Origin of the sequence: Treponema sp. OMZ 799 (genome assembly GCF_024181365.1) — a bacterium.
In the GTDB taxonomy this organism is placed as follows: Bacteria; Spirochaetota; Spirochaetia; order Treponematales; family Treponemataceae; genus Treponema_B.
This window is the reverse complement of sequence record NZ_CP051301.1, coordinates 1,408,306-1,434,535: the sequence shown is the minus strand read 5'-3', so window position 1 is coordinate 1,434,535 and position 26,230 is coordinate 1,408,306. Positions and strand designations below refer to the sequence as shown.

26 protein-coding genes are annotated in these 26,230 nt (G+C 37.2%); 6 read left to right on the top strand and 20 right to left on the bottom strand.

From position 1 onward, the window contains the following. The first annotated feature begins 48 nt into the window (after positions 1 to 48). Positions 49 to 1,236, top strand: coding sequence for an HD-GYP domain-containing protein (locus E4O04_RS06470; protein ID WP_253684786.1), 1,188 nt, complete (start codon positions 49 to 51; stop codon positions 1,234 to 1,236). Here the strand turns inward: E4O04_RS06470 and E4O04_RS06465 are convergent. Genes E4O04_RS06465 through E4O04_RS06435 form a run of 7 tightly spaced genes read right to left on the bottom strand, consistent with a single transcriptional unit; the run spans position 1,228 to position 7,548 of the window. Then, positions 1,228 to 1,740 carry a Smr/MutS family protein gene (locus E4O04_RS06465; RefSeq protein WP_253710640.1) on the bottom strand — a complete coding sequence of 171 codons (513 nt, stop codon included), beginning with the start codon at positions 1,738 to 1,740 and terminating at the stop codon, positions 1,228 to 1,230. The two genes, E4O04_RS06470 and E4O04_RS06465, sit on opposite strands and share 9 nt — an antisense overlap. Before the next feature lie 10 nt (positions 1,741 to 1,750). Further along, positions 1,751 to 3,181: a hypothetical protein gene (locus E4O04_RS06460; RefSeq protein WP_253710638.1), complete on the bottom strand. Its 1,431-nt coding sequence runs from the start codon at positions 3,179 to 3,181 to the stop codon at positions 1,751 to 1,753. Continuing rightward, positions 3,130 to 3,744, bottom strand: coding sequence for a tetratricopeptide repeat protein (locus E4O04_RS06455; RefSeq protein WP_253710635.1), 615 nt, complete (start codon positions 3,742 to 3,744; stop codon positions 3,130 to 3,132). The genes E4O04_RS06460 and E4O04_RS06455 overlap by 52 nt, the downstream gene beginning before the upstream one ends. Further along, positions 3,728 to 4,696 (bottom strand): vWA domain-containing protein, encoded by a 969-nt coding sequence (locus E4O04_RS06450; RefSeq protein ID WP_253684790.1) that lies wholly within the window; start codon positions 4,694 to 4,696, stop codon positions 3,728 to 3,730. Before E4O04_RS06450 ends, E4O04_RS06455 begins: the two co-directional genes overlap by 17 nt. Then, on the bottom strand, positions 4,693 to 5,691 hold the full coding sequence (locus tag E4O04_RS06445; protein ID WP_253684791.1) for a VWA domain-containing protein: 999 nt from the start codon (positions 5,689 to 5,691) through the stop codon (positions 4,693 to 4,695). Before E4O04_RS06445 ends, E4O04_RS06450 begins: the two co-directional genes overlap by 4 nt. Beyond that, on the bottom strand, positions 5,684 to 6,619 hold the full coding sequence (locus E4O04_RS06440) for a hypothetical protein (RefSeq protein ID WP_253684792.1): 936 nt from the start codon (positions 6,617 to 6,619) through the stop codon (positions 5,684 to 5,686). Before E4O04_RS06440 ends, E4O04_RS06445 begins: the two co-directional genes overlap by 8 nt. Beyond that, complete coding sequence (locus E4O04_RS06435; RefSeq protein ID WP_253710633.1) at positions 6,604 to 7,548, bottom strand: DUF58 domain-containing protein; 945 nt, start codon at positions 7,546 to 7,548, stop codon at positions 6,604 to 6,606. Before E4O04_RS06435 ends, E4O04_RS06440 begins: the two co-directional genes overlap by 16 nt. 135 nt (positions 7,549 to 7,683) lie before the next feature. Here E4O04_RS06435 and E4O04_RS06430 point away from each other — a divergent pair, with 135 nt between their 5' ends. Then, a complete protein-coding gene (locus tag E4O04_RS06430) occupies positions 7,684 to 8,682 on the top strand; it encodes a tetratricopeptide repeat protein (RefSeq protein ID WP_253710631.1) in 999 nt (332 codons plus the stop codon). Here E4O04_RS06430 and E4O04_RS06425 read toward each other — a convergent pair. From E4O04_RS06425 to tpiA, 8 genes are all read right to left on the bottom strand, one after another. Further along, on the bottom strand, positions 8,679 to 10,655 hold the full coding sequence (locus E4O04_RS06425) for a tetratricopeptide repeat protein (protein WP_253710629.1): 1,977 nt from the start codon (positions 10,653 to 10,655) through the stop codon (positions 8,679 to 8,681). The two genes, E4O04_RS06430 and E4O04_RS06425, sit on opposite strands and share 4 nt — an antisense overlap. 10 nt (positions 10,656 to 10,665) lie before the next feature. Next, on the bottom strand, positions 10,666 to 11,442 hold the full coding sequence (locus tag E4O04_RS06420; RefSeq protein WP_253684796.1) for a hemolysin family protein: 777 nt from the start codon (positions 11,440 to 11,442) through the stop codon (positions 10,666 to 10,668). Positions 11,443 to 11,444: 2 nt separating this feature from the next. Beyond that, a complete protein-coding gene (gene ybeY / locus E4O04_RS06415; protein WP_253684797.1) occupies positions 11,445 to 11,912 on the bottom strand; it encodes an rRNA maturation RNase YbeY in 468 nt (155 codons plus the stop codon). After that, on the bottom strand, positions 11,905 to 14,199 hold the full coding sequence (locus tag E4O04_RS06410; protein ID WP_253710626.1) for an HD family phosphohydrolase: 2,295 nt from the start codon (positions 14,197 to 14,199) through the stop codon (positions 11,905 to 11,907). Before E4O04_RS06410 ends, ybeY begins: the two co-directional genes overlap by 8 nt. Then, positions 14,186 to 15,127 (bottom strand): PhoH family protein, encoded by a 942-nt coding sequence (locus E4O04_RS06405; RefSeq protein ID WP_253710624.1) that lies wholly within the window; start codon positions 15,125 to 15,127, stop codon positions 14,186 to 14,188. Before E4O04_RS06405 ends, E4O04_RS06410 begins: the two co-directional genes overlap by 14 nt. 155 nt (positions 15,128 to 15,282) lie before the next feature. Further along, on the bottom strand, positions 15,283 to 15,633 hold the full coding sequence (gene secG / locus E4O04_RS06400; RefSeq protein WP_253684800.1) for a preprotein translocase subunit SecG: 351 nt from the start codon (positions 15,631 to 15,633) through the stop codon (positions 15,283 to 15,285). Positions 15,634 to 15,712: 79 nt separating this feature from the next. After that, positions 15,713 to 16,081: a hypothetical protein gene (locus tag E4O04_RS06395; protein ID WP_253684801.1), complete on the bottom strand. Its 369-nt coding sequence runs from the start codon at positions 16,079 to 16,081 to the stop codon at positions 15,713 to 15,715. A gap of 132 nt (positions 16,082 to 16,213) precedes the next feature. Further along, the gene (tpiA, locus tag E4O04_RS06390; protein ID WP_253684802.1) at positions 16,214 to 16,963 is read right to left on the bottom strand and encodes a triose-phosphate isomerase; all 750 of its coding nucleotides are present in this window, start codon (positions 16,961 to 16,963) and stop codon (positions 16,214 to 16,216) included. Between the two features lie 132 nt (positions 16,964 to 17,095). Between tpiA and E4O04_RS06385 the strand changes: the two genes are divergently transcribed. From E4O04_RS06385 to E4O04_RS06375, 3 genes are all read left to right on the top strand, one after another. Next, positions 17,096 to 18,232, top strand: coding sequence for a glycosyltransferase (locus E4O04_RS06385; RefSeq protein ID WP_253684803.1), 1,137 nt, complete (start codon positions 17,096 to 17,098; stop codon positions 18,230 to 18,232). 66 nt (positions 18,233 to 18,298) lie between these two features. Beyond that, positions 18,299 to 19,921, top strand: coding sequence for a hypothetical protein (locus E4O04_RS06380; protein ID WP_253684804.1), 1,623 nt, complete (start codon positions 18,299 to 18,301; stop codon positions 19,919 to 19,921). 36 nt (positions 19,922 to 19,957) lie between these two features. Continuing rightward, on the top strand, positions 19,958 to 21,700 hold the full coding sequence (locus tag E4O04_RS06375) for a capsule assembly Wzi family protein (protein ID WP_253684805.1): 1,743 nt from the start codon (positions 19,958 to 19,960) through the stop codon (positions 21,698 to 21,700). A gap of 15 nt (positions 21,701 to 21,715) precedes the next feature. Here the strand turns inward: E4O04_RS06375 and E4O04_RS06370 are convergent, their stop codons facing one another. Genes E4O04_RS06370 through E4O04_RS06350 form a run of 5 tightly spaced genes read right to left on the bottom strand, consistent with a single transcriptional unit; the run spans position 21,716 to position 25,127 of the window. Next, positions 21,716 to 22,138, bottom strand: coding sequence for a hypothetical protein (locus E4O04_RS06370; RefSeq protein ID WP_253710622.1), 423 nt, complete (start codon positions 22,136 to 22,138; stop codon positions 21,716 to 21,718). Positions 22,139 to 22,140: 2 nt separating this feature from the next. After that, on the bottom strand, positions 22,141 to 22,728 hold the full coding sequence (locus tag E4O04_RS06365) for an MBL fold metallo-hydrolase (RefSeq protein ID WP_253710621.1): 588 nt from the start codon (positions 22,726 to 22,728) through the stop codon (positions 22,141 to 22,143). Further along, complete coding sequence (locus E4O04_RS06360; protein ID WP_253684808.1) at positions 22,725 to 23,252, bottom strand: pentapeptide repeat-containing protein; 528 nt, start codon at positions 23,250 to 23,252, stop codon at positions 22,725 to 22,727. Before E4O04_RS06360 ends, E4O04_RS06365 begins: the two co-directional genes overlap by 4 nt. Continuing rightward, positions 23,245 to 23,817, bottom strand: coding sequence for a GNAT family N-acetyltransferase (locus E4O04_RS06355; RefSeq protein WP_253684809.1), 573 nt, complete (start codon positions 23,815 to 23,817; stop codon positions 23,245 to 23,247). Before E4O04_RS06355 ends, E4O04_RS06360 begins: the two co-directional genes overlap by 8 nt. Positions 23,818 to 23,858: 41 nt before the next feature. Further along, on the bottom strand, positions 23,859 to 25,127 hold the full coding sequence (locus tag E4O04_RS06350) for a YncE family protein (RefSeq protein WP_253710619.1): 1,269 nt from the start codon (positions 25,125 to 25,127) through the stop codon (positions 23,859 to 23,861). Positions 25,128 to 25,270: 143 nt separating this feature from the next. On the opposite strand from E4O04_RS06350, the gene E4O04_RS06345 reads away from it, so the two are divergent. Further along, complete coding sequence (locus tag E4O04_RS06345) at positions 25,271 to 26,215, top strand: metal ABC transporter solute-binding protein, Zn/Mn family (RefSeq protein ID WP_253710616.1); 945 nt, start codon at positions 25,271 to 25,273, stop codon at positions 26,213 to 26,215. Positions 26,216 to 26,230: the final 15 nt, after the last annotated feature.

Genomic DNA, 26,230 nt, shown 5'->3' with positions numbered 1-26,230 from the left:
AATCCTTTATAATGGTATATATATATTGTACTACAGGAGAGCAAATAAGTGAATACCTATAATGCAGAACATACAAAAGATTTATCATTTTTTAATAAAAATGTTTATTTGGATAAAAAATTTTTGCTTTTAATCCCGGAAACACCTTTGACGGCCGAGCTGAAGGCTATTTTAAACGAATGGGATTTTTCTCTCCTATATTCTGACGGAGAACCTTCAAGTTTTATGAGCGTAAGAACGGATACTTCCGCAGGTAAGGATGTTCTGGACTCAAGCAAGGAAAACGAAATGATTTCCGAAAAGTTAAAAAAACAAAAGGAAATTATGGAAGAAACGGAAAATAAATTCTGGGATTTCTTGAGATTTACGGATAAAATTTTTACCGATTATACAATGAAAAAGATTTTGGATCCCCGTTTTGTTTTTGATAAAATAAAAGAGCTCTGCGATTTTGTAAAAAACGATAGAAAAAACATCCTTCTAATCGAAATGCAAAAATACAGCTCTCCGACAAACTATTTGGTCATGCATTCGCTGCGCTCTTCAATTTTTGCCATCATTATAGGAATTCAGCTTAAAATGCCGCCTCATAGGCTCATAGAGCTTGGTGCAGCCTGTCTTTTACACGAAATAGGCATGTTCAGACTTCCGCCTCAATATTATATGTATGATGCCCCCTTAAGCGAGGAAGGAAAAAAGGCCTTATTTACACATCCTGTTCTATCTTATAATATTTTAAAAACATCTTCCTTTTCTTTACCCGTATGTTTAGGAGTTTTGGAGCATCACGAAAGAGAAAACGGACACGGATATCCGCGGGGCTTGACAAAAGAAAAAATTTCAATGTACGGTAAAATAATAGCCGTTGCATGTTCGTATGAGGCTGCTACATCTCCGCGTCCTTACAAGGAAGCTCAAGATGCTTCTTCAGGCATCGTGGAAATGATAAAGAATACGAACGGACAATATGATGAAACCATTTTAAAGGCCCTTCTTTATTCTCTATCCTTCTATCCTGTCGGAATGTATGTTCATCTTTCTAACGGAAAAATTGCAAAGGTAATAGATGTCAATCCCGATGATCCCAGATTTCCTGTTGTACAGATCTACGGCCAAACAACTCCAACCGGGGACCCCGTTATTGTACAAACAAAGGCAAAAGAGATTACCGTAAAAAGGCAGTTATCAAAAGAAGAGCTAAAAAGTATTGACCGTAACTCAAGTTCCCTATTTTAGGATTACCCAGGTAGAACCTGTTCCTCCGTCTGCACCTTTAGGATGCCCGCTCTCTCCTGCCCTCTTATGCTTTTCAAGATATCTGCGGACAAAGGGGGCCAGAACGGCTCCTCCTCCTGAGTGGTTCCCCTTGCCGTGGATAATTAAAATTTTTTTTAAACAGCGGCGTATGGAATTTTCAAAAAACACATTTAAAGCGGCTTCGGCCTCATCACAGGTCATGCCGTGTAAGTCTATCTCATCCTCACAGCGCATCTCCCTCAAAATTTTACGCTGTCTTGCATAATCGACTGAGGCCGATTCTTCTTGAGCATCCTTATCTTCTACACCGTACCGCCTTAGCCACATTTCCATAGGGTTTATCTTTTTTGAATTATCTTCCTTAACCCTGATTGTTTGGGTCTTTTTATTTGAATGTTCGTCTTTTTTTATCTGCTTTTTTCCGTAGGGCTTTCCCGTAATTTTTTCCCACTCGTCCAAGATATCTCCGAAATTTTTACTCATACTTTCCATCCTAATCGCTTATAATAAATTCGCATCTTTTTTGCCAGCCGCCGGTACCGTCTTTTTTTTCGATAAAAAACCATTCGGAAGTTTTTTGTTTTATGATAACGGTCTCTCCAATTTCCAAAGAGCTTACAATAGTTCCGCTTATTTCCGGTATATGATAAAGTGAATAAGACTCATCATAGTTTAGCGGTCTATAAACAGCTCTTTCATATTGCCTTGAATACACAAAAATAAAGGCAGAGACCAAAACAATACTTAAAATTAAAACAAATTTAAATCCGATATTTTTCTTTTTAAACAAAATAAAATAGCTTGATAACAGCAATAAAATAAAAAATAAAAACCATAATATTTTTTTTAGGATTGCAGACCTAACGGAAAAGCTTTCTTTTAAATTAAGATCCTTTTCATATTCAAGTCTTTTATTTTTTATCTTTCCAGAAAAAAGCCGGCCGGCTTCCTTTGTACGCAGCTGTGCAATTAGTAAGGCCTTTTCTTTTTTTTGTTCAAAATTTTCTTTAGTATTTTTCAGCTTGCTTTGACGAACTTCGTTTTTATTGATGTCTAAGGCAAGGCTTAAACTTTCATAAGCTTTTTTTTCATCATCACTTATTTTTTTTTGTTCAAGGCTTCCCGCTATAACGGTCACCCTTTGCTCTCTAATATAAATTTTGCGGGAACCTTTCGATTCGGAAGCAATACTTATTTGCGGTACCGGAAGACCGACATCGCCGGCTTTAAGAGGAGTCCACAAAAAATAAGAGACAGCCTTCCAGCCTGTTTCATTTATAATTGTATGCTCTATTTTAGAGCCGGCAAATTCTTTAATATTCCCGGCAGCTTCCAAAATGGAATATTCAGGAGCCTGACAGTGTATATCCAAGCCGGAAGCCCTGCCTTCGGTTTGAAAATAGTCATAAAAAAAGCCCATTAAAACGATGAGATATTTTTTTCCCTGTATAATGTTTTCTGCGGGGTAATAAGAAACAGCATCCAATATTTTCCATTTAAACATTGTATCCTTTGATAAGGCCGGAGGTTCAACCTGAATAGAAAAATTTTTAAGTTTAATTTGATAGTTTCCCAAGGACAAATACGGAATAAGTTCAAAGCTTCCTATTTTTTTTAATTTATATCTGTTTGTAATTAAAACGCCGCCGTATAATGAATTTATACCCGAATCCAAAAATTCCAGAACTTCATCATCATCCAAAATAATAAGTTTAGGTACATCCGATGATCTGTAAGAATATTCGTCCAATTTGATTTTTATTTCAAAAACGGAATCTATAGATAGAGGTCCGGAAGAAAACGAGAGCTCCATGTCTTCCTCTATTCCGGCATAGGTAAGGCACGGACAAAGAGAAAAAAGAAAAAAAAGAATCAATAATCGAATGCCTGAGGCTGCTTGTTTTCCTGCTCTTTCTTTTGCCATCGTTCTTTCTCCTTTTTTCGTATTAAATTTAAAATCGTCTTTTCAGATAAATTGTCTTCTTTATTTTCAATAACGGCGGGACCTTTGGAATTAGGAAGCTTATCTTTTTGCTTCTTTTGATAACGCATACTCAACTCAAAATTAATCTTGGCATCAACACTATCCGGTTTTAGTTCCAAAGATTTTTTAAAAAGCATTACCGCTTTTTCGTATTCATGACTTTTAAATGCTATTATTCCTTTTTGATAATAAATATAGGAATCCAATTTTTTATCAATATTTTCATCAATATTTTCAAAACGGGAAAGAGCCGAGGCATCTTCATTTTGCATAAGATAGATGGAACCTATTGCAAAATCCGAATAGTCTTTTACTCTCTCATCTTCAATCTCTTTACTTAGGTCTATCGATTTAAAAAATTTTGATGCAGCCTTGTTCCAATCATTTTGTTTCCATGCAATATATCCCGAAAGAAAATTAAGCCTGGCCTTATCTATTTTACTGCATGAGGATATCAAAAGAATAAGGATGCTCATACAGATTATTTTATTTATTTTTACCATAAAAGGATACTCCGCCCAAACATAAAAAAATAAAAGAAAGTAAAAGCATTTCAAAATTTCTTTTTACAGGTTCCTGTATATAAACCATTTTTTCTACTCCCTCTACACCGGTATCTATTATTTTTAAGATGCTTTCTATAGATCCTGAACTTAAAGCCGGGATATACATACTTTCACCGCCGGCTATACTTGCAGCCTTTTGTAAAAAAGCTTCTTCCAATCTTGCATCCTTTAACTGAGTATTTCCTTTTTCATCAAGGACACTGATCTTAATGTCTTCAAGGGTACCGAAGCCTGCAATAATAAGAACCGCATCCGTTTTTTTTATTTTTTCTGCAGCAAGTAAAAGAGAGCCGGATGTTTCCCCTCCGTCAGTGCATAAAACTATTATTTTTGAATTTCCCCTGTTTTCTCCAAAAGAATCCAAGGCCCTTAAAAGTCCGGCTTCAAGGTTAGTACCTGTGGAAGAAAGGATTATCGGAGACAGGGCATCTATTGCAGATGATAGGGCATTTTTTTCAAAGCTTAAGGGCACAGATAAAACGCCCTCCCCCTTTGTAATTACAAGCCCCGCTGCAAGCTCAGCCGATGTTTTATGCATTTTTTCGAGCAGGACCTTTAAAAATTGCCTTTGTACGGCAATACGGCTGGGCTGAATATCTTGAAGGTTCATACTTTTTGAAATATCGGAAACAAACATCACCGATACTCCTCTGCGCCTGACTGAAACAGGCTTAGAGCCCCAAAGGGGACAGGCCAAACCCAAAATCAAAAAAATCCATGCAGCAGAAAAAAACAGGGCTCTTATTTTAGCCTTTTTGATTATCTTTTTTGTGTTTTCCAAGCTTGAATAGGCCTTTTTTATCTTTTTTAAGTTTAGATAAAACACAAACCAAACAGGAAGTAAAAATAAGATAAAAAACAGGAAGACAGAATTTTCAAAACTTATCATATATATACCCTCATAAAAATTCTGCGTAAAAACCACACAAGCGCAAAGGAAAAAATCGCAGCCGATAAAAAGTATACATATAAATTCTCTTCGATAATCTGTGTAAAATTAGACTGAGCAGCAGGTACCTGCTTCGATATCGTATTAAATATACCTTCAAGTATTTCGGGTGAGGAGGCTGACGCATATTTTCCGTTCCCGTATTGAGCTATTTTTTTTAGCTCAAACTCATCGAACTTTGAAAAAATAGAGCCCGAGTAAGTCTTTCCCGTTTTTGGATCGGTATATTCCAAGGTAGTATATCCCGAGTTTCCTATTCCTATAACATAAAAGCCTATATTTTTATTTACCAAAACCTCTGCCGCAGTTTTCGGATTTATTTCGCCCGTGTTATTTTCGCCGTCGGTAAGTAAGACAATGTATGAGGAATTTAACTTAGCCCTCGTCATATAGGCTGAAGAAACGGCAAGCCCCATGCCTATTGCAGTACCGTCTCCCAATTCTCCTATGCTCAAAGAATCAAGGCGGGATAAAAACACCTTATGATCGATTGTAGGAGGAAGAATCAAAGCAGCAGAACTTGAAAGAGCCGTCAAGCCGAAAGAATCCCCCGGATACTTTGCAACAAATTTCCTTATAATTTTTTTTGCACTTTCAATCCTTGTTTCTCCGTTCATATCCTTTGCTGCCATAGAAGGGCTTATGTCCAACAAAAACATAATAGAACTTCCAGAATCCGTATAAACCTGTTTGTTTTTAAAAATAACAGGTTCCGACAGGGCTATTATCAAAAGAATAATTCCGCAGTACCAAAGAAAATAAGATAAAAAATTCCCGAATTCCATAAGTTTATTTCTTTTAGGAAAAAAGCCCTTCCAATTAACCAAATTTAATTTTAACTCGGGGCTTGTAATAAGACCGCTTTTTTTTAATATAAAAAACAGGGGAAAAAATAAAATCAATAAAAACATAAGGGGATGGTTAAAACTAATCATTTGCATCCGCCTTGTATTTTAATTTTTCTTTTTGAGAGGAATTTATAATTTTTTGAATTTCGGATTCTGCTATTTTCATAAGTTTAAAAGTTTGATTTAAAAAATAAATGCTTTCCATTTCAAAATTTATTTCTTTTAGATCCGCATTTCCAAAACGGAGAGCTTGAAGCTTAAAAAAGATTTTTTCAAATTCAAAGTAAACTCCGTATGTCGTTTCAAACTTCCGTCTAAGGCTTTCCAAGATTTCCGAGTAGGTAAGACAGTCACCCTCTTCCGATTTTAACACCTTTTCAGATGAGGTCAAGCTGAAGCAATACTTTCTAAAAGCAAATTCAAATTTCTTTAACCAGTCCTTTCTTTTTGTAATTGGCTCAAGACTATCGGAAGAAGAAATGGAAGACACTTGCCGTTTTAATTTTCGCAAAGACTTACTCAAGGCCTTAATCCTTATTCTTTGAGCTCTCGAAAAAGAATAAACAAAAAAATGTTTCCGCACAGCAGAAAAAACCATTATCGAAGTAAAAATAAATACACCGCTTACGGAAGCTATAAGATAAAGCAGGTAACTTGTACCCGGAAGTAAAAGAGGAGGCCGCGGCGGCTGAATAACCTCAACCTTTGCCGTTTCCAATATTGAAGAAATAAAAACTTGAGGCATTGAGTCGTAAATACCGGCCTCGGTCAATGGAGGAAAAAAAATAGAACCCGTTTCCCATGGAGTAAAATTTATGGATATGTATTCTTTCTTTTCCTGTTTTTTAATTTGAATGGAAGTTATATCCATAAAAGTATTTTGGTTTATCTTATCAATCTTAAAAGAGCCGGACATCAGAACCGAAGGATCAAAAGATTGCAAGGCATCTATGGGAAATAAAAATTCTGCGGAGTCTCCCACAAAAACCTGTTGGGGGATTAAAATGCCTTCCATACATCCGCTCCCAACTTTGCTAAATTATTTTTTGAAATACGCTGATTGCTTTGCTTCGATAAAAAAAAGTCGCCCAATACTTTTACGGTATCTTCATTTACATCGAGTAAGACAGGATTTGCAAGGGAATGTTTACACGTATTTTCCCATCTCGATATTTCTTCAGTAAAATTTTTTTTATATTCCATCTGAAAAGTTTTAGAGCCCGTAGGCAAGAGCATCCTAAAATTATTTTCGGGATCTTTAAATCTTATCGAACCCGCTTCAGGTAAAAAAGAATCAATGGAACCGCTTATCCTAACGCACACAACATCATGTTTTGCGGCCAAGAGTCCAAGTTCCTTTTCATAGCCCTCAACCTTAAAATCCGAAATGATTATCACCAAGGAGCGTGACCGCAAAATCTTGGAAGCGGCCGTCATTGAAGAAGCAAGCCGTGTTCCCCTTACAGGTTTTCGGTTTTTGCAAAAGGCAAAATCTTCCATAGATTTTAATATGGCCAAAATATGCTCTTCTCCGGTCCGAGGAAGGAATAAGGGCCCCTTTTCTCCGTCAAAAAAAAGAGCTCCGACAGGGGAAAACATATGCCTCCCTGCAAAGGCTAGGAGGGCCGCCGTTTCGATAGCTTTTTCCTTAGGACTTATTTTATCGAGCCCCGGCTCCATCGAAAGCGAAAAATCCAAGCACATAAAAATGCTTAAATCCCTTTCTTCGCGGTACATCTTAACAAAGGTCTTACCGCTGCGTGCCGTAAGGTTCCAATCGATAGAACGCACATCATCCCCCGTCTCATACTCCCGCACCGAGTCAAATTCTATTCCTTGCCCCCGAAACGCCGAACTGAACTCGCCCGACCGTAAGCCTTCAGAAATCGAAAGAGAAGAGATCTTAAGCTGTTTTGCCCTTTCCGCGATAAAACCGGTTTTCATAAGTTTATATTTTAGTATTAAAACGAGTTTTATTCAAGATATGCAAAAACGGTATCGGCTGCGGCCGCTTAAACCGGCCGGAGAAACCATATCGGCCTCTTGATTTTTTTTAAAAAAAGGCCGAAAATATAAGGTATGAAGAAAGGGTTTATTATATTTTTATTTTTTGTTGTATCTTTTTGTTTTGCAGAGGAAGCCGCTCTTACAGGGGAAGCCCTTGCAGGTGAAAATGAACAGCCGCAGCTCGTGCCTGAGGTAAGGCCCGATAAAACGGGTTCCGAAAAAATAGAATTTTCCGAAAAGCCGCAAGACCTGCAAAAAAATGAGGACTTTGCCTTTCTATCTTTTTCGCTCCTTACAAGGGAAAGGTCTGTAATGATCAGTTGGAAAGCAAGGCCTGAGGGAAGAAATCTAATCCTTTACAGGTCGACAACGGCCTTTTCATCAATCACCTCCCTTGCCGAAGCTGTTCCGATTGCAAACATAACCGATGACGGACTTCCCTTTTTCGATTATCCGATTCCCGGAATACCCTATTACTATGCTATTGCCGAAGAAAACGAAATAGCCTCAGGCAAGATTCAGTTTATAAACGGAATAAACACGATTAATAGTCCTGTCGAAGTTTTCGGTTCTTCCGAAGAACAAGAGAAAAAACATATTGCCGTACAAAACCGCCCTATTCCTCTCCCCTTTTTAAACCCTTCAAGGCACACAAAAAAAAGGACGGAATTTTTTTCCTCTCAAACCGAAACCATTATAAACGCCCTTACGGCGGAAAAAAGGGATTTTAGGGAATTTATTATCTCTTCTCAAAGGCTTGAACCCTACATCTTTCCTGACGACAAAAAAACGCCTGACGGCGGTGAGGGTATGGAATTGCAAAGAATTCTGAATGAGCATTTTTATACAAAAAACTGGCAAAAATGCAAGGTTGAGCTCAGCAATTTTTTAAGAATACGCAGAACTTCCAGAGTTTCCGCAAGGACACATTTTTATATAGGGCAGACTCTCTTTTTCCAAAACCTCTATGACGAAGCCCTATTGGAATTTTTGACAGCCCAAGACCTTTATCCGTCTCAGGCAAAAGAATGGGCACATTATTGCCTTGTAGAGCTGGCGAATTTTCGCTAGCGAATTCTCCTAAGAAGTAAGAGTAACAAAGAATTTTTTTGGCCGGTATCCGTATAATCTTCAAGCGCTTTTTGTTTTGTCTCTTCGCTAAAAATAATTACGGAATCGCCTGCATTCATTCTATCATAGTAACCGTTTCTCTTTAAAATCCCCTCGGATAAATTTTCCTCCGACTTTGAAGGCTCAAAATAACCCAAGAGATCCGATGGGTCAAAGACCAAGCCTAAACCTTCTTTTTCGATGACCAAGCGGTCCTTTCGTATAACGGCAATTTTTAAATCCTTAAAATCCGAATCGTGCTTGCCGATATCGATGACAGCCTCATTTTGATAGCGGTTTATAAGCTTGCCTACAATGGGCATTGCCTCATTAAGCATTGAAGAAAGCCGTCTTATACCGTTTGAAAAGCGGTCATTGCCCGAACGGTAAACGGTAAATGTTTTTGCGGGAGAACCGGTACGCGAAACATAAAGCTCCAATATGATTTGAATATCCCTTCTGTTCTCTTTAAGCCTTATAATACCGAAATAGTCCTGATTTTCGGTACGAGATTTTTTTGAAGCCTCCCTGTAGGTTACAGGCTTATCCGAATAAGAGGTGATTTTGAGTCTGGGATTATAAGAAAAAATATCCGAGGTAAGGATTTGAGTTATACGCTCGGCCTCAGGATGTAAAACATTCGAGCTTTCCATGGCGTAAAATAGGCCTATGGATATGTGGGCCTTATCCAAATAAAGAGGATCTATACGCCACTTTGATTGAATGGAACCTAAAAGATGCTTTTCATAGGCCTCAACTGCATCATTTACCCTTGTATTGCTCTTTGCTATGGACTGAATAAAGAGCATCTGCTCCAAATATCTTTCGGGATAGCCTAGACGGAGCAAGATACCGGCATAGGCCTCCCTGCTTTCAACATCATAAGGATATATTTTTAAGGTTCTCCTGTACTCATAGAGGGCCTTGTCCGTCATATTTCTGCGGGAAAAGCCGAGGGCTCTTTCGGCGTGGTATTTTGAAAGCTCCATACGGAAGGAATCTTCAAAATTTAAATTTTCTATGGCGATTTCTTCTAAAAGACAGCGCATTATTTCGTCATCGGCATCCAAGGAAAGGCCTACCTTAGCGGCATTTATAGCCTCGCCGTACCGTTCAAGCCGCCTTAAACTCAAGGTTTTTAAGTACCAGGCATCGGCCCTGTCTCTTTTTTTTGAAATCCTCATGTCCGAAATCTTTATAACTTCTTCATAACGCCTTTGTGCATATAGGATTGAAGCTAAAAGAGCATAGGCCTCATCATAATCTTCTTTTAGTTTAAGAGCCGAATAAATACGGCCTTCTGCCTCTTCAAGTCTTCCGTCAAGGGAATTTAAATAGGCGGCAAAATAGTGGACTTGAGGGTTATCCCCATGGTATTTTAAGGCTCTTTTTATATAGTCTTCAGCCTGCTTAACATTTCCGGCCTCATAGCTTACGAGGGTTAAGGAAAGAAGAGCCTTTCTGTTTTCGCCCTGGCGCTGAAGGTTTTGCTTATACATCTCGGAAGCAAGATAGAGCTTTCCTTGGGAAACCTCTATTTCGGCCAAGCCGAAACGGGCTTCGGGATTGTTGGGATATTTTTTTAAGACTTGATTAAAAAGAGCTTTGGCTTCATCAATCTTTCCAAGGCCGACCAAGATAAACCCGTGGAGGTTTTGTAAATCGGGATCATCTTTTTTATATTTGCGCGCCGATTCTGCAAAGGACAGGGCCTGGTCATACTCGTCGAGGGCATAAAAACATTCTGCAAGCCCTTGATATACCAAATTATAAGAGGGGTTTTCCTTTAAAGCGGATTGGTACATTTCGATAGCCCCATACCAATCTTCATTAGCCTGATATTCCGCACCTTTTTGATATAGGTCTGCAGGATTACAAAATAAAGAAGCTGAAAATAAAGCAATAAATATAAATCCGAAAAAAGGCTTTTTCATACACCCCTCCCTAGTTTTGTGTAGAATTCTTGTTATGAACAATTTTAACGGTCTTTACCTTGTGGCCGTCCATATCCTGAACAATAAAGTCATAGTCATTCCATGCCGTTTTTTCATACTTGGCAGGTATTTTTCCGAATAGATCGAATACAAAGCCGCCTAAGGTTTCAAACTCGTCTACAGGCAGGTCATCGCTTTTAATGGTTTCGGCCAGGTCATCCAAATCGACTCTGGCATCGCAGAGCCAGACTCCTGAGGCTATTTCGGTAATATCTTCTCCCTCATTGTCAAATTCGTCCTGTATATCGCCTACAATCTCTTCTATAATGTCTTCCATACAGACAATGCCTGAAACACCGCCGTATTCATCAACGGCAACGGCAATATGAACATGGCGCCTTTTAAATTCGGCTAAAAGAGCATCAATCCGTTTTGACTCCGGAACAAAAAATGCACGGCGTACTATCTTATCAAGCTCAATTTTTTGATTCTTTGTCAAAAGTTTAATAATATCCTTAACATAAAGAATCCCGATAACATTGTCGATGGATTCATCGTACACAGGAAAACGGGAGTGGCCGCTTTCGGATATTCGGTCTAAGATTTCATCGCTAGGCGTATCAAGGGCTAAAAAATCAACATCAATACGCGGAATCATAACCTCTTTTACTGCCGTATCGGATAAATCCACAACACCGCGGATCATATCCCGTTTTTCGTCATTTAATCCCTCTTTTAGAATATTGTTTACATTGCCTTTCTTTTTAAATAAGTCTATTATACCCATAACTATACCCGATAAATCTCTATATTTTGATATTGCATAAGCAATTCTTCTTGAAATTTAAGCATTTCCTGTTCAGGGGAATTATCCGAATGATCCATTCCTTTCAAATGCAAAATGCCGTGTACAATCAGTCTTTTGAGCTCTTCATTTATATCTACCTTAAATTCTTCGGCATTAAAGCGGAGACTATCAAGGCTTATAACTATATCCCCGGCCATAAACCTTGTTTCACCGTCCTCATCAAAGTACTCGTCTCCCTGCTCAAAGGAAAGGACATCTGTCGGCGAATCGATATCCCTGTATTGTTTATTAAGATTGCGAATAAAAGCATCATCACAAAACAACAAGGAGATATCCCAATTTTTCAAGTTTAGACCGTTTAAAACCTCAGAGATAAAATTTTCAACTCTTACAGGGTCTATAGACCCCGGAGGTTCATCATTAAATGACACACTAATCGAATTAGACATTATTATTTTCCTTTTGAGGCTGTACCTGATTAGTTTCAGCCTCTAGTTTTTGACCGTTTTTGTTTGAAGGCTTTGCTTCCTCATCATCAGGATTTTTTTGATTCGGATATTCTATTCTGGAATGATAGTAGCCGGCTAATATTTTTACGAAGGCAGCCTTTATTATTCTGACTTCGCGGAAAGTAAGCTCAGAGTTATCAAGCTGACCTGCATTGATTTTTCCCGAAACAAGCTCATCTATAAATTTTTCCAAACGGGGAACCGAGGGTTTTTCCAAGGTACGGCATGCAGCTTCAACTATATCGGCCAGCATGACAACAGCCGATTCTTTTGAGCGCGGAGGTGTTCCGGGATAGCAAAAGTCTTCGATATCCACATTAGGATCAAGTTCTTTTGCCTTTGCATAAAAATAGGATATACAGCTGTTCCCGTGATGTTCGGCGATTATATCTATAACGGACTGAGGCAGCCGCAATTGCTTTGCTTTTTCTATACCTATCTTTACATGACTTCGTATTACCGTAGCCGAAAGACGAGGATTTATATCCATGTGCTTATTATAATTTGTCTGATTTTCTACAAAGTACTCGCCCTGCTCCATCTTTCCGATATCGTGATAATAGGCTCCCACTCTTGCCAAAATCGAATTTGCTCCTATTTCGCGGCAGGCACTTTCTGACAAAGAGGCAACCATCATAGAATGATTGTAGGTTCCGGCAACGGTTATAAGCATTTTTTTCATGATAGGCGAATTAAGATCCGACAATTCCATGAGCCTAAAGCTTGTGGGAACATTCATCAAGGTTTCTAAAATAGGCAAAAAGCCCAAAACCAAGATACCGCTTATAAAACCGCTGCCTGCAGCACCCAATAAAAGAATAGATTTATCGCTTGCCGAACCGGGGAAAATGGCAAACATACATAGCAAAATTATGGGCTGCACCAAGATTAAGCCTAAAGCAGTCTTAATCAGGTCCATCCTTCTGCCCTTAATATTTACCATGCCGGCTCCGGCAAGACCTGAAAGGATAGCAAACAGGGCCGGCTGAATTTTAAACCCGGTTGCACCGAAAACGGCAAGAGAAAAAACAAAAACTGCAAAGACCGAAATCTTTCTTGAGATTAAAGCCGCAATCAGCATAGTCAAAAAGGTAACGGGCAATATAGGAACTATATCAAGTGGATATGAAAATATAGAAAGCCTTGAAATAAAAAGAACCAAAATATAAATCAAATCAAAAGAGATTAAAATAAGCAAATTGAATTTAAAATCCAAACTTTGCCCGATAATCTTTTCGGAAAACAAAAAGAGACTTGTTATAAGAGCTAAGCTTAAAAAAATTAAGGCGGCAGCAATCTGCCTAAAATCTATGTATCTTCCATCCCCTACATAGGCCTTTAAACGTGTATAGGCATCTTCGGATATTATAAAACCCCTCTTTATAATCTTTTGATTTTTTTCTATATTTATTTTTACGGGGGCTACCTTTTTTAAGGCTTCTTCTACCCTTTTTTCGGTTTCTTCTGTATCGAATAAAATATTAGCCTGGGCAAAGGGGAGCACCATACTCAATACATAGGACTCAAGCTTTGATTTTTTTACATCTGAAAGGAAGCTTTTTATCTGATCTTGCACATTGTAAAACAAAACAAGGTTTGCAATAAATACATTTGTATAGGACTGATTTTGGTTTGTCCTCAAACTTATCTCGGCATCATTTAAATTTTCAATACCGGTAAGAGGCATCTCTATTATACCTATATCAAAAAGCTGTTTTAACATGCTCAAAGAAAGAGAGGTAATCTCATAAAAATCTTTAGTCTTATATATGCTTTCCAAATCATTTTCCGAAAGAAGAACAGGGTATTTTTCCATAACCATGAACTTAAAGGCGGTAAAACTCTTTGCAGAATCTTTTAGACCTATTATATAGCTTGCAAATTCGGAGTAATCCCTTATCATTTTTTCGGAAACAGAATTATCTTTATAAAAAACAGCTCTGACTGAATGTTTAGCTGCAACCTTTCTTATTTCCGTAGCTTTTTCATCAATGACTTCAAGATTTCGGTTTGATATTACATCCCTATCGGAAACCATCCCGACTTCAAAATCGGAAATAGTCAATTTGGAAAATCCCGAATTCTCATAAGCGTTGATATAGATCATTACAGCTAAGATCAAAAAACTTACTACAACCGAAATCACAAAGGCCTTGTTTCTTTTAAATATCAGACTGAGAGAAGATATTCTTTCTTTAAATTTACTTTCTTTTTTATTCTTTATCATAGGCTTTAATTATTTTTTGGACAAGGGAATGCCGTACAACATCTTCCGAAGAAAACCTTACGATACCGATACCCCGAATTTTCGATAAAAGATTTGCCGCATGCACCAGACCGGAATTTTTTGACGATGAAATATCGGATTGTGAAGGGTCTCCGGTTATAATCAGCTTGGAACCTTCACCCATTCTCGTCAAAAACATCTTCATTTGCTCTTTGGTAGTATTTTGAGCTTCGTCCAAAATTACAACGGCGTTATGGAGGGTTCTGCCCCTCATATAGGCCAAAGGAGCCACCTCAACCATATTGGACTCCTCCATTTGGCGTATAAGCTCAAAAGGCATTAAGAGTTCTATAGAATCATAAAGAGGTCTCAAATATGGAGTAATCTTTTGAACAAGGTCGCCCGGTAAAAAGCCTAAGCTTTCTCCGGCTTCTACTACAGGTCTTGTAAAAACAATCTTACGTACTTGGTGCGACATAAGCATTTGGAGGGCGCAGGCAACGGCCAAGTAGGTTTTTCCGGTACCGGCAGCGCCAAGGCCGAAACTTATATCGTTATTACGGATAGAACCGATGAATTCAAGCTGATGAGGATTTTTAGGATATACGGAGCGTATTCCTCTTGGAATATGGATACAGCCCGAGGAAAGGTCCTGTTGCTCGGAAACAGTTATGGTAGATATAAGAGATTCGATATATTCCGATGAATTGCCGGATTTGATTTCCGATGAATTCACAGCCCTATCAACCACATGTTGAAATTTCTTACAAACCTCATCATCGGCGCTCAAAACACTTACCTCATTCCCTCGGCACACGACAGGAACACCAAGATATTGCTCAAGAAAATCTAAATTTCTGTCATTGGTACCGCAAAGAGCGGAAAGCACTTGTTCATCTTTTAACACTATTGTATATGCGTCTTCCAAATATAAACCTCTAGTAGTCTATTGTAAATGGAAAAAAGCGGTTCCGTCAAGGCCTTTAGGCCTTATTTGATACTTTTTCTTTCAATTATTAGGTATAAAATACATAAATTTCAGTAAAAAAAAGAGATACCGAATTTATCGGTATCTCTTTTAAACTACTCACCGTCTTTTTTGGTTTCGCCGCCGCTATCAGTATCGCTGCCGCTTTTCCACCATTCGGTTGATGTTTCGGTTTGTTTTTTCATTGCCTCTTCGGATAAACCTGAATCCGACGGGCTTTTTGTAATAAGGGCCAATAAAAAGGTCGTTACAAAAAACAGGGCAACTACAACATAAGTAGCTCTTGTTAATACATTGCTCGATTTTGAACCGAAGGCTGAGTTGCTTCCGCCCGAAAAAAGGCCGCCCAAGCTATCACCTTCTTCATTTTGTAATAAAACCAAAAAGATAATAATCGCACAAATTATGACAAAAAGTACCAACAAAGCAATACCTAAACCACCCATAATCTAACTCCAATTATAAAAATATACCCTACAGTTTACAAAAAAATTATAAAAGTTTCAAGAGCTCTTATTAAATATTTTAGCGGCCCTTTCTGAAAATAACCCGTTTTAAGACTGTTGTCTTTGTTTTTCCTATTGAGGCAGCCTTTAAATCTTCAACTTCAAATTTTGAAAAAACGTTAATTCGCTTGTATTCGGCGATAAATTCCATAATAAATTTTTCGCAGTCGGCCTCATTATAGGTATCATTATCTTCTTCATAAGTAAGATAAAACTCAACCTGATTTTCCAACCCGGGAACATCCATCTTTGTCCAATAAATTAGGGCTGTAGGCCTTGCTTTAATCTCAATTTTTTCTGTTTTTGGCTTTACAAGAGCAGGATTTTCGGCAAAAACAGCCAAAACCAATAAAGCCATAATACTAATTGCAAAAAACTTCTTTTTCATGTTAATAACCCTCCAATTTAAGTTATTTTATTATACTGTAAAGCTAAACAACTATCACAGCTCCTAAGATACTAGCATTTTATTGCCATTTTTTCAAGTAGAAAACAAAAACATTGATTGTTTTAATTTTTACTACGAAAACAAGGCTATGGGTAAAAATGTTTCCGCTTTAAGGCCGGCACCTCCTATTAAGCCCCCGTCAATATTAGGCTTTTTTAAAAGACCTTCGGCATTTTCAGGTTTCATAGAACCGCCGTATTGGATTATCATCTCTTTAGCAGCTTTTTCGCCGTAAATGCAGGCTAAGGTCTTCCTTATTGAAGAATGAATCGCATCGGCATCTTCAGGGCTTGCATTTTTCCCTGTTCCTATTGCCCAAACAGGCTCGTAAGCTATCGTTACCTTATCCAAATCCTTTGCGGATACCTCTGCGAGTCCTTTTTTAATCTGCCTTTCACATACTGCTTCGGCATGCCCCGCTTCGCGCTCTTCGAGAAGTTCTCCAACGCATAGAATAACCTCAAGACCGTGTTTTAATGCAAGTTTTACCTTTTTATTGATAAGATCATCGGTTTCTTTATATATATGACGTCTTTCGGAATGACCTAAAATTACGGTTTGAACTCCTACATCCAAAAGCTGAAGGATAGAAACCTCCCCCGTATGAGCTCCTTTTTCTTCCAAGCCCATATTTTGAGCACCCAACAGGATATTAGAACCCTTAAGCACAGATGCAACATCCTGTAAAAGGGTAAATGAAGGAGCTATCATGTACTTGTTTCTGCCGTTTTTTAGACCGGCCTTCATCTCCTCTGCAAGGCTCTTGGCCTCAGCCCTATTCATGTTCATCTTCCAATTTGCCGCAATGTAAAACTTTTTCACCTTTTCCTCCTAAAATTTAGGCCAAAAGCCCTCATTCATCTTAAAACAGGTTATCCTTTTATGCCTGAGTTGTCAATATGGTACAAAGACCAATCGCTTGCCCTTTTTTCGGTTTTTTCGTATAGTATAGCAATGAAGCAAAGAATCGGATTTATATACCTTAAAACCGGAGCAGGCCATTTATCTGGTGCAAAAGCTCTATCCAGCAAACTACTTGATTTATACCCCGATAATGTTGAATGTTCTTTAAAAGACGCTTTTGATAAGGGAGTTCCTTTTTTTAAGCTTTTTTTTGAAAAAGGCTATCTTGGAACTACAAACTATTTTGAGCCCGGATATGTGGCTTTTTATCAATTTACAGGTTTAGAATCAGTTATAAGATGCAGTAAAAAAATTGTGGCCCCATATACTGTTGGAAAATTAGCAGAATTTTTAAAGGCAAATAGGATAACAAAGGTTGTTTGCTTACATCAAATACTTATCACTCTTTGCCGGGATGCGATAAACAGAATTAATAAGGATATCCCGCTAATAAGCATTGTTATGGATCCCTTCACGGCTCATCCTCTATGGTTTTTTGAAAAAAATACGGAGCTTGTCGTTTTTTCTCAAAAAATACGAAAGGAGGCCGCAGAAAAATATGGTCTGGATCCTAAGAGGATTCATCAATTTCCGCTGATGCTATCCGAACAGTTTGATCAGCCTTACTCCAAAGAACAAATAATTGCAGTAAAGGAAAGACTTGGGATTCCTAAAAATAAAAAGATTGTACTTATTGCAGGAGGAGGTGAAGGATTAAAACAAGCAGCTCCTATAGTCCTTTCGTTTATGAAAAAATCTATAGATGCATTTTTAATTGTCGTATGCGGAAAAAACAGACCCCTTAGACATAGCCTTGAATATTTAACTCAGTTTTCATTTTTTAAGAATATTAAAATATTCGGCTTTGTTTCATTCATGCCCGATTTAATGAATATAGCAGATTGCCTTATAACAAAAGGAGGTCCTGCGACACTTATGGAAGCTATTTCTATAGGAAAACCTGTTATAATTTCTACATATATAAGGGGTCAAGAGCTTGGAAATATGCTTTATATTACACAAAATAAGCTTGGCTGGTACATTCCTAAACCTGATGATGTTGTTCAAAAAGTATCGGAGATATTTTCCGATGATAAAAATCTTGAAGATATACATAAGCATATAAAACAAATGAATATAAAAAACGGCTTACAAGAGATTGCAAACTTTATATATAATTTCAAATAAAATTTTGTATTGTTGATCAAAATAAATCCTCTTGAAAAAAAAGAGCTTAAAATATATACTTAAACCATGAAACGATTTAGGACGCTTTTTTACTCTTTAATCATATTTTTGAATTTGTTTAATCTTCACAGTCAAGATATCAATTCTTACGCCAAAATACTTTATGATCATGATTCTCCTTATTATGATGATCTACATCTTATGTCGCTTGAAAACGGTTCAGCAATGCTTTCATATAAAAAGCCTCTTTCTTTTGCTGAAATTGCACTATTCCACAAAGAAATAGAGCCGGAACATTTATCTAAGCATGGAGAAGCATTATACGGAAATCTAAACAAGCTTCTTTTTAAAAATAATATGCTATTTTCCCATGACAATTTTAGTTTTAATGCAAATCTAATCTTAGCTCTGCAGGGGCAATACTTTTATAATCCGGATAAAACACCGGGAGTCGACAAATTTATAAAATACAACAAGATGCCGGCTCCTTTGACGATTCCTATAGAACTGGGCTTTTCTAAGTACGTTTATTCATACACAGACCTAATAATCGAAAAAAATTTCAGCGGGTTCCGTTTATCCTATCCTTATACAAACCTGCCCCTAAGCCAAACAGCCTTAGACTATCATTTTCCAAAAAAAGCGGGGCTATCTGTAGGAAATAGTTTCTTTAATGTACACATAGGAAGAGGAAGACTGAATGTAGGAAGAACCTTAAGCGGAAGTATGCTTATTTCGGACATACCTGACAGACATGACTACATAACAGCTTCTCTTTTTTCAAAACATATAAAGATGGATACCACCATTGCAGAATTAAAACCAATGCGTTTTTTTATAACACATGCTCTAAGCTTTAAGCCTGTAAAACAATTTTCAATAACCGTACATGAAGGGATAATGCTCGCATCTCTCTTTGATCCAAAGTTTTTAAATCCTCTGATGATTTTTCATAATTATGCGGCATGGAAAGAACCTTACGTAAATCATGTACCTCCTCATGATGACAATTCTATGGGCTGCCAATTAGGAGTAGATATAAATATTGTACCTATAAAAGGCTTAAGACTTTACGGTCAGTTCGGTATGAACCAATTTCAAACCCCATCAGAACTAGCCGGAGGAGCGTCTTATATTCCTAACAGCATGGGAGGCATAGCCGGAATAGAGTATGCCTTCTCCCTGCCTATAGCTTATCTTGTACTTACGGGAGAGTTTATGTATGCTGATCCATGGTTATACATAGGTATGACAAAAGACATAAGCTTTTACACCTACCGAAAAGAAAATGTATATGCATCATCCGACTATGATAAATCGCTAATAGAGTATTGGCTTGCAAACCCTTACGGACCTGACAGTATTACGGCATTTTTAAAAACATCCTTAATTTTACCGCATAAATATAAGGCCGATTTTATGTATAGGTTTGTATCCAAGGGTGAAAATGAAGAAAAGTTTTTCACAGCGGAGGAAAAATACTATCCTTCCGAAACTAATCCTGCTCCGGCTAAGTATAAAACGCCTTCAGGAAACCCTACATATTTTCACACCTTACAATTAACGGGAGAGTACAGTCTTTTAAAAAATCTTCATATCAATGGAGGACTGTCATGGACCATAGCACACGGAAAAATAAACGGACATTCTGTTGACTTTTTATGCGGTATCATATATTCTATCCGCTGATTAGATAATCTATTTTAAGAATTAAGGGAATAAATTATGAAAAATAAAATTTTTATCGCTGTTTTTATCGTTATGGGGCTTTGTGCTTTTTCTCAAGCTGCAGTGGACATCTTTGATCCCTTATATGAAGACATAAGGATATGGGAAAATATAGGATTACTTAATGACACTCCTCAGCTAAGACCGTATCCGTTACAAGAAATAAAACGAATTTTAAACATTGTCATTGAAAAAGGTGATACACAACAAAAGAAAACGGCACAAGATCACTATAATCGTTTTTTTAACAGAAAAATCCATTTTGGCGGCAGAACAGAGTTGAATATACGGATTCCGAAAAAAGATCAAGAATTTGTATTGTCTCCGTTTATGGATATTAATGCAGAGATTTTCAAATATGTAACAATCTCAGGAAATGTTAATGTCTTTTTAACAAATAAAATACCATCTGAATCACCTCAGCCTGCTTTTCAATACTCAAAACATGATATATCAGAAGATGGTGTATTTATAGGAAAATTCTTTCTGTTGCCTGTTTTTAACACAGGTGCTGCTGTAGGAACCCATAACTACTACTTCAGTGCAGCTGTTGCAAGAACAGACTTCGGCCCTTTCGATAATTCCAATATTTTTATAGGATCACAAGCTCTGCATCAAGGACAATTTAATTTTGTAGCTAATCAAGAAAGATGGACATACACCCAAAGTCTTCTTACTCTTACTGCAAAAAATGATTTGAGAGACGGCTATACATACCCCAATAAATTTCTAGCACTTCATTCATTAAATTTTAGACCTCTGCCTTGGTTATCAATTGGTATTGTTGATTCAGTCATATATGGAGGAAGGCTTGAACCGATATATCTTATACCTTTTTCTGCATATTTTATAAGTCAAGGTTTATACGGATTTCCTGATAATAGCTTAATCGGAGGCATGTTTACAATTAAACCTATTCAGGGCCTAAGAATTGATGGAGCATTATATTCTGATGATATAGGGTTCAATGAAATAGTCAAATTTAAAAAAGATGCAAAATGGAGGATTTCCGGTCAATTCGGAATTTCTTATACAATGCCTAAAACGCATTGGTTCACGCTTGTCGATGCAAGTTATACCTTTGTTACCCCCTATTGCTATACCCATTTTGACAATGGTGATTTTACGAAGCCAAATAATCAAAATTATACACATAATGGCAGCCCTATCGGAAGTAACTTACAACCAAATTCTGATCGTATACTAGTAAAAGCTCAATTCAAACCTCTGGATGGTTTTTCAATAAATATAGCAAACACTTTTATACGTCATGGCAATGTTACTGAAAGCGTATATGACCCAATTATATTAAAAGAATATCTTCAATATGGTACATACTCAACTGACGGCTCAGTATTCAATCATTCAGCTGTAACCACGGGAGAAGGGGCAGAAACAAAAGCTAAGAAACATGCTTTTCTTTATTCTACCCCCTTCCTAACCCAGCAGACAATTCAATATGTCAATCAGCTTGGATTAGAGGGTGTAGTTAACCTCCCAATCTTAAAATCGGGAGGTTTAATACAGGTTAAGCTAGGCTATACCTTTGAAGCAAATATAAATCCCGGAGTGAATAGTCATATTTATAATACAAAAGTTGATTTTTCAGGTTTAGATGAGGAACAAATAATAAACAAAACCATCAATGAGGCTAATAACCAACTAGAAGCTTGGAGAGAAAAAGCCAAAGGGAAAGAGTTTAATCACTACTTTAACATTGGCGTAAAAATCTCTTATTAAACAATAAGCACGTAATTATTTAGCGGCTTTTTGCCAGAGCTTATTTTTAATGCTCCAAGTGCATAGGCCGCTTTTTTCTTCATGAAATTCGACATCTGCATAATACCAGCTGCGGCAGCTTATCTCGGAAAAAACAGATAGTTTTGTTTTTGGTTTTAAGCTTTCAAGTTTTAAAATAATACTTTCAGCTTTGTCTCTTGCATTCCCTAAAACAAAACCGCCGTTAAGTTCAAAAGAATCGATAGAATTACAAGGCCTCACAATTAAAGAATTATGTAGAATAGGAGGATAGATTGTAAGGCTATCAAATTTTTCTTTTGTTTTAAAAAAAGGAATTGTCTTACGGAATGGAAAATCCAAAAGGCTTTGAATCAACTTTTGCTCCTCATAGAGGACCGTCATCAAATTATCGGGTAAAAAAAGACAAGTTTCCTTCATACTTAAAAAGATTTATTTTCAAAATCTTGAAAAAACGAAAGATTGAATTTACGCTCTGCCCCTACAGAGGAGGGAGGGCCGTAAAAAGGCATAATAATAAGATTATCTTCCAAACCCATGAGTTTTGTTTTTAAAATATTGCGCAGAGTCCGCTCTGCATATGTATTAGAAGTTTCGCCGATCATTCCTGCAGATAAGGATGTTCCGGTAAATACAATATTCTCAATTTGAAACATGTAAGAATATGATGAGTGTGCCGGAATTGCAAAATATCTTACAGGATAACCGGCTACATCTATAATCCCGTCACCTCTCAATGTATTTATTGTTACATTTTCAGAAAAACAGCTTCCGGCGTAAACCTTTGGGCTGTAAATTTTTAAAATGGTATTAAGCCCTGTTTCATAAGGGCTTTCAAGATTGTGCGTCAATAAAACGGCTTTTAAATTAAAGCCGTTTTGTTCGATTTGATGAATCATCTTTTCCGTTATCTTTGCAGGATCGATGATAACGGCATCCTTTGTGATTTCATTTCCGATAAGATAGGTATTTGCAAAAAGTTGGGGCGAAAAATGAAGATAAACTTTCATACAAATTCATCTCCTTCAGTAAAAACAGCCTCACGGGTATTGGATGACTTATAAGAAACCCCGTCTTCTTCCGCATGTAAAAATAAGGTCTTTTTTAAGTTGCAGTTTTGAAAATAAACATTCTTTAAAAACGAAAACATAAAACGCGAGCTGTAAAGATCAGAATCATTAAAAGAAACTTCTTCAGCATTGATTCCGTTAAAATTATTTTGTAAAAGCTCGGAATTTTTAAAATCCGTACGGATAATCTTTGCTCCGCCAAAGGAGGAAAACTGAATATCGGAACCTTGAAAATTACAAGAGTTTATTTCACAAAAATCAAAAAAACACATTCTAAGATGCAGATTAGTGAAATTACAGTTTTTAAATTTGCTGTTTGAAAATAAGCATCCTGTAAAGGATTTTTTTGAAAGATCTAAATCTTCAAATTCCAAACCGGATAAATTTAAACCGTTTAAAGAATCCGATTTTTTTAAAAGAGCGAGAAAATCTTGGTATTCCGTTTTTCTATCAAAACTAAACATCAGCTCCTTCTACAGGCTTGGACATATCGTAACCCAGTTCATAATAATGATTATTATTATAATCGAATTTTTTTATAACTTCAAAGCCGACCTTTTTTGTATGGGCTGCAAAGGAACGGGGATTTGCTTCGTTTATAAACGTAATTAAAATCGGAAAGCGTTTACTCATCTCTCGGCGAGAGGTTTCAAATAAATTGCGCACTACATTCTTTCCGCGATAAGCCTTGTCAATACAAACAGGCCCGTATTGAAAAGAGTTTTCCGTTGTCAGCTGCTTGCCAAGATAGCTTACATTAGGAAGATCCTTAATCATAAATTGGAACATAGGCCAGGCTGACCAAAAATCCCAAGAAGCGGCCATAGCATAGGCCACAACCTTTCCATTGTCGCAGGCTATGGTCAATCCGTTTTCTTTTTCGATAATAGCCTTAAACTGATCATAGGTAAATTCGGTAGTTACAAAACCGTCTTTTTTATCTTCTTCACTCACGGTAGACACATGATATCTTTTTTGAAGTTCAGCAACCATTTTAATGTCATCAATATTAGCATTTCTGTATTCCATAAGGGCTCCTTGTTATCCTATTCTAAACTAAAAAAAACTTCTTATTCAAGTAGTGAAGACCTTAATTCATAAACCTTTATTCGATTATCCAAAAAATCGGATAGGACTATTTTTTCCCCGTCGGGGGAAACATCCAAACCTGTAGGCTGATTTCCGGCTTCAATGCTTTCGATACGGGTGAGGGTCTTTGTGTCGATTATATCGAGACGGCCGAAGACATACCCCTTGTACAAATAGCCCTTATCGGGATTATTCGGCCCTCTGCATGAAACATAGAGGATTTTTTTATCGGGTGAAAGCTGAATTGTGTTGGGATTAAAAAACACCTTGATAGTTGCAACAAGTTCATCCTTATCCGTAGAATAAACTTCAACAATATCGTTTTTCATATCCGAAACATAGATGAGCTTACGTTCATAATCTGTAACGATATGCCGCTTTGCTCCCTTTACCCCGCCCTCGTAAACGGTTTTATAATCGGCCAAAGATTTTTTTATAAGTTTGCATTGGGAATTGCCGGCCGAGTCTTCAAATTGGGCACAGTAGATAAATTTCCCGTCTTGAGAAAAAGCCATGCCTCTCGGTACTGCCTTAGTTTTTATCTTTTTTTCTTCTTTATAAGTAGAAGGATCGATGATGCTTATATCCTGCGAAGTCCAGTTACTCAAATAGACCCGATCAATAGCGGCATTATAGGCCATTACCTTACTCCAAGTGCCTGAAGTCTTTATAGTCCTTTTATATTCAAAAGATGTAAGATCAAAAACATGAATTGAAGCCGTCGGCATTTGACTAACCCATAATTCGTTTTTATGTTTTAAAACCAAGGATTCCACAAAACCGAATTTTTCTGCGTATTCTTTTGGGGGCGAAATTCGTTTTGTATTTCCGGTTTCAATATTTATAATATCGATGCCCGATCCGTCAAGAAGGGCTGCTGCAACGGTATTATTGTTTACAAAGGTTACGCTCTTAGGCTTTTTTCCTGTAGGAAAAACCTTAACTACATCGTATTTTGAATCTTCCGGAGAGAGAACTACAAAGGCTTTTTTATTTTGAATTAAAGTCAAATCAAAAGTATGGGTACGGAAGCCTTCTTTTTTTATAACAAGGGAAGCCGGCGTATCTTTTAAATTAAACTTCAAAAATCCTAAGGTCTTATCGGATGATATAAGCTTAGGTTCAACCTTATGTCCATCGGCAAAAAATTCCGCATTTTTATAAGGCTGAAGATTAAGATCTAAAACAAAATCGGCAAAAGCCGAAATAGCGTAAACAAAAAAGCAAAATATCAACAAATTTTTTTTCATAAAAGATAAAGAATAAATAGAAAGTTTCATAAATCTTATTTTGCTTTTTTTATGAAGCCTTGTCAATGGATTCACTTGACCTTTTTTTTAGTTTTTGATATATTATAATTATAATTTTGATACATCAAAACAGAGGATTTTAAATGACAAAAAGAAAATTAATAAGATCAAGTTTAGCAGTGCTTACTATATTATTAAGTTTGGTATTTTTCTCATGTTCTAAAACAGAGAAAACAAGCGAAACTAAGGATTCAGGTAAGATAAAAGTTACAGCCACAATAGGTATGGTTGCCGATATAGCAAAGGTTATCGGCGGAGATGAGGTAAATGTACAAGCCTTAATGGGAGCAGGGGTCGATCCCCACCTTTACAGGGCAAGTGCAGGAGATATGGAGAAGCTTCAAAAAGCCGATATCATTTTTTATAACGGGCTTCATCTTGAAGCAAAGATGGGAGAGGTTTTGCAAAAAATATCTTCTACCCGCAAAACTGTAGCAGTTGCCGAAAGTATCCCCAAGGAGCATCTATTACCCTTCGAGGAATCCGAATTCGATCCCCATGTTTGGTTTGATGTCAAGCTATGGAAATATGCAACGGAATCCGTATATAAAACATTGGCAGAATTTACTCCGCAAAAAAAAGAGGCTTTCAAGAAGAACTATGAAGCCTATATTTTAAAACTTGATGAACTTGACGAATTTATCAAAAAAAGAGCTTCGGAGATTCCGCAGGAAAAGAGAGTTATTGTTACCGCCCATGATGCCTTCAACTATTTCAGCAAGGCCTACGGTTTTGAAGTCAGAGGCTTACAAGGCATCAGCACAGTAAGCGAGGCAGGAGCAAAAGACGTGCAGGAGCTTGCAGACTTTATTACAAAAAGAAAACTTCCGGCCATCTTCGTTGAAAGCTCGGTGCCCGAAAAAAACGTAAAAGCCTTGCAGCAGGCTGTAAAGTCCAGAGGCTATCATGTTGAAATAGGCGGAGAACTTTTTTCGGATGCAATGGGAGATGAGGGCAGCTTTGAAGGAACATATATAGGAATGCTGACCCACAATATAAACACGATAATAGATGCCTTAAAAAAATAAAAGGTTTATTCTAAT

What these genes read in the sequence shown, in the direction of transcription:
- E4O04_RS06360 (WP_253684808.1), bottom strand. Translation starts at nt 23,252, where the DNA reads ATGTTTAGTTTTGATAGAAAAACGGAATACCAAGATTTTCTCGCTCTT.
- E4O04_RS06385 (WP_253684803.1), top strand. Translation starts at nt 17,096, where the DNA reads ATGAAGCAAAGAATCGGATTTATATACCTTAAAACCGGAGCAGGCCAT.
- E4O04_RS06410 (WP_253710626.1), bottom strand. Translation starts at nt 14,199, where the DNA reads ATGATAAAGAATAAAAAAGAAAGTAAATTTAAAGAAAGAATATCTTCT.
- E4O04_RS06380 (WP_253684804.1), top strand. Translation starts at nt 18,299, where the DNA reads ATGAAACGATTTAGGACGCTTTTTTACTCTTTAATCATATTTTTGAAT.
- E4O04_RS06435 (WP_253710633.1), bottom strand. Translation starts at nt 7,548, where the DNA reads ATGAAAACCGGTTTTATCGCGGAAAGGGCAAAACAGCTTAAGATCTCT.
- E4O04_RS06440 (WP_253684792.1), bottom strand. Translation starts at nt 6,619, where the DNA reads ATGGAAGGCATTTTAATCCCCCAACAGGTTTTTGTGGGAGACTCCGCA.
- E4O04_RS06350 (WP_253710619.1), bottom strand. Translation starts at nt 25,127, where the DNA reads ATGAAAAAAAATTTGTTGATATTTTGCTTTTTTGTTTACGCTATTTCG.
- E4O04_RS06455 (WP_253710635.1), bottom strand. Translation starts at nt 3,744, where the DNA reads ATGGTAAAAATAAATAAAATAATCTGTATGAGCATCCTTATTCTTTTG.
- E4O04_RS06420 (WP_253684796.1), bottom strand. Translation starts at nt 11,442, where the DNA reads ATGGGTATAATAGACTTATTTAAAAAGAAAGGCAATGTAAACAATATT.
- E4O04_RS06370 (WP_253710622.1), bottom strand. Translation starts at nt 22,138, where the DNA reads ATGAAGGAAACTTGTCTTTTTTTACCCGATAATTTGATGACGGTCCTC.
- E4O04_RS06365 (WP_253710621.1), bottom strand. Translation starts at nt 22,728, where the DNA reads ATGAAAGTTTATCTTCATTTTTCGCCCCAACTTTTTGCAAATACCTAT.
- E4O04_RS06450 (WP_253684790.1), bottom strand. Translation starts at nt 4,696, where the DNA reads ATGATAAGTTTTGAAAATTCTGTCTTCCTGTTTTTTATCTTATTTTTA.
- E4O04_RS06395 (WP_253684801.1), bottom strand. Translation starts at nt 16,081, where the DNA reads ATGAAAAAGAAGTTTTTTGCAATTAGTATTATGGCTTTATTGGTTTTG.
- ybeY (WP_253684797.1), bottom strand. Translation starts at nt 11,912, where the DNA reads ATGTCTAATTCGATTAGTGTGTCATTTAATGATGAACCTCCGGGGTCT.
- secG (WP_253684800.1), bottom strand. Translation starts at nt 15,633, where the DNA reads ATGGGTGGTTTAGGTATTGCTTTGTTGGTACTTTTTGTCATAATTTGT.
- E4O04_RS06355 (WP_253684809.1), bottom strand. Translation starts at nt 23,817, where the DNA reads ATGGAATACAGAAATGCTAATATTGATGACATTAAAATGGTTGCTGAA.
- E4O04_RS06430 (WP_253710631.1), top strand. Translation starts at nt 7,684, where the DNA reads ATGAAGAAAGGGTTTATTATATTTTTATTTTTTGTTGTATCTTTTTGT.
- E4O04_RS06345 (WP_253710616.1), top strand. Translation starts at nt 25,271, where the DNA reads ATGACAAAAAGAAAATTAATAAGATCAAGTTTAGCAGTGCTTACTATA.
- E4O04_RS06425 (WP_253710629.1), bottom strand. Translation starts at nt 10,655, where the DNA reads ATGAAAAAGCCTTTTTTCGGATTTATATTTATTGCTTTATTTTCAGCT.
- E4O04_RS06460 (WP_253710638.1), bottom strand. Translation starts at nt 3,181, where the DNA reads ATGGCAAAAGAAAGAGCAGGAAAACAAGCAGCCTCAGGCATTCGATTA.
- E4O04_RS06465 (WP_253710640.1), bottom strand. Translation starts at nt 1,740, where the DNA reads ATGAGTAAAAATTTCGGAGATATCTTGGACGAGTGGGAAAAAATTACG.
- E4O04_RS06445 (WP_253684791.1), bottom strand. Translation starts at nt 5,691, where the DNA reads ATGATTAGTTTTAACCATCCCCTTATGTTTTTATTGATTTTATTTTTT.
- E4O04_RS06375 (WP_253684805.1), top strand. Translation starts at nt 19,958, where the DNA reads ATGAAAAATAAAATTTTTATCGCTGTTTTTATCGTTATGGGGCTTTGT.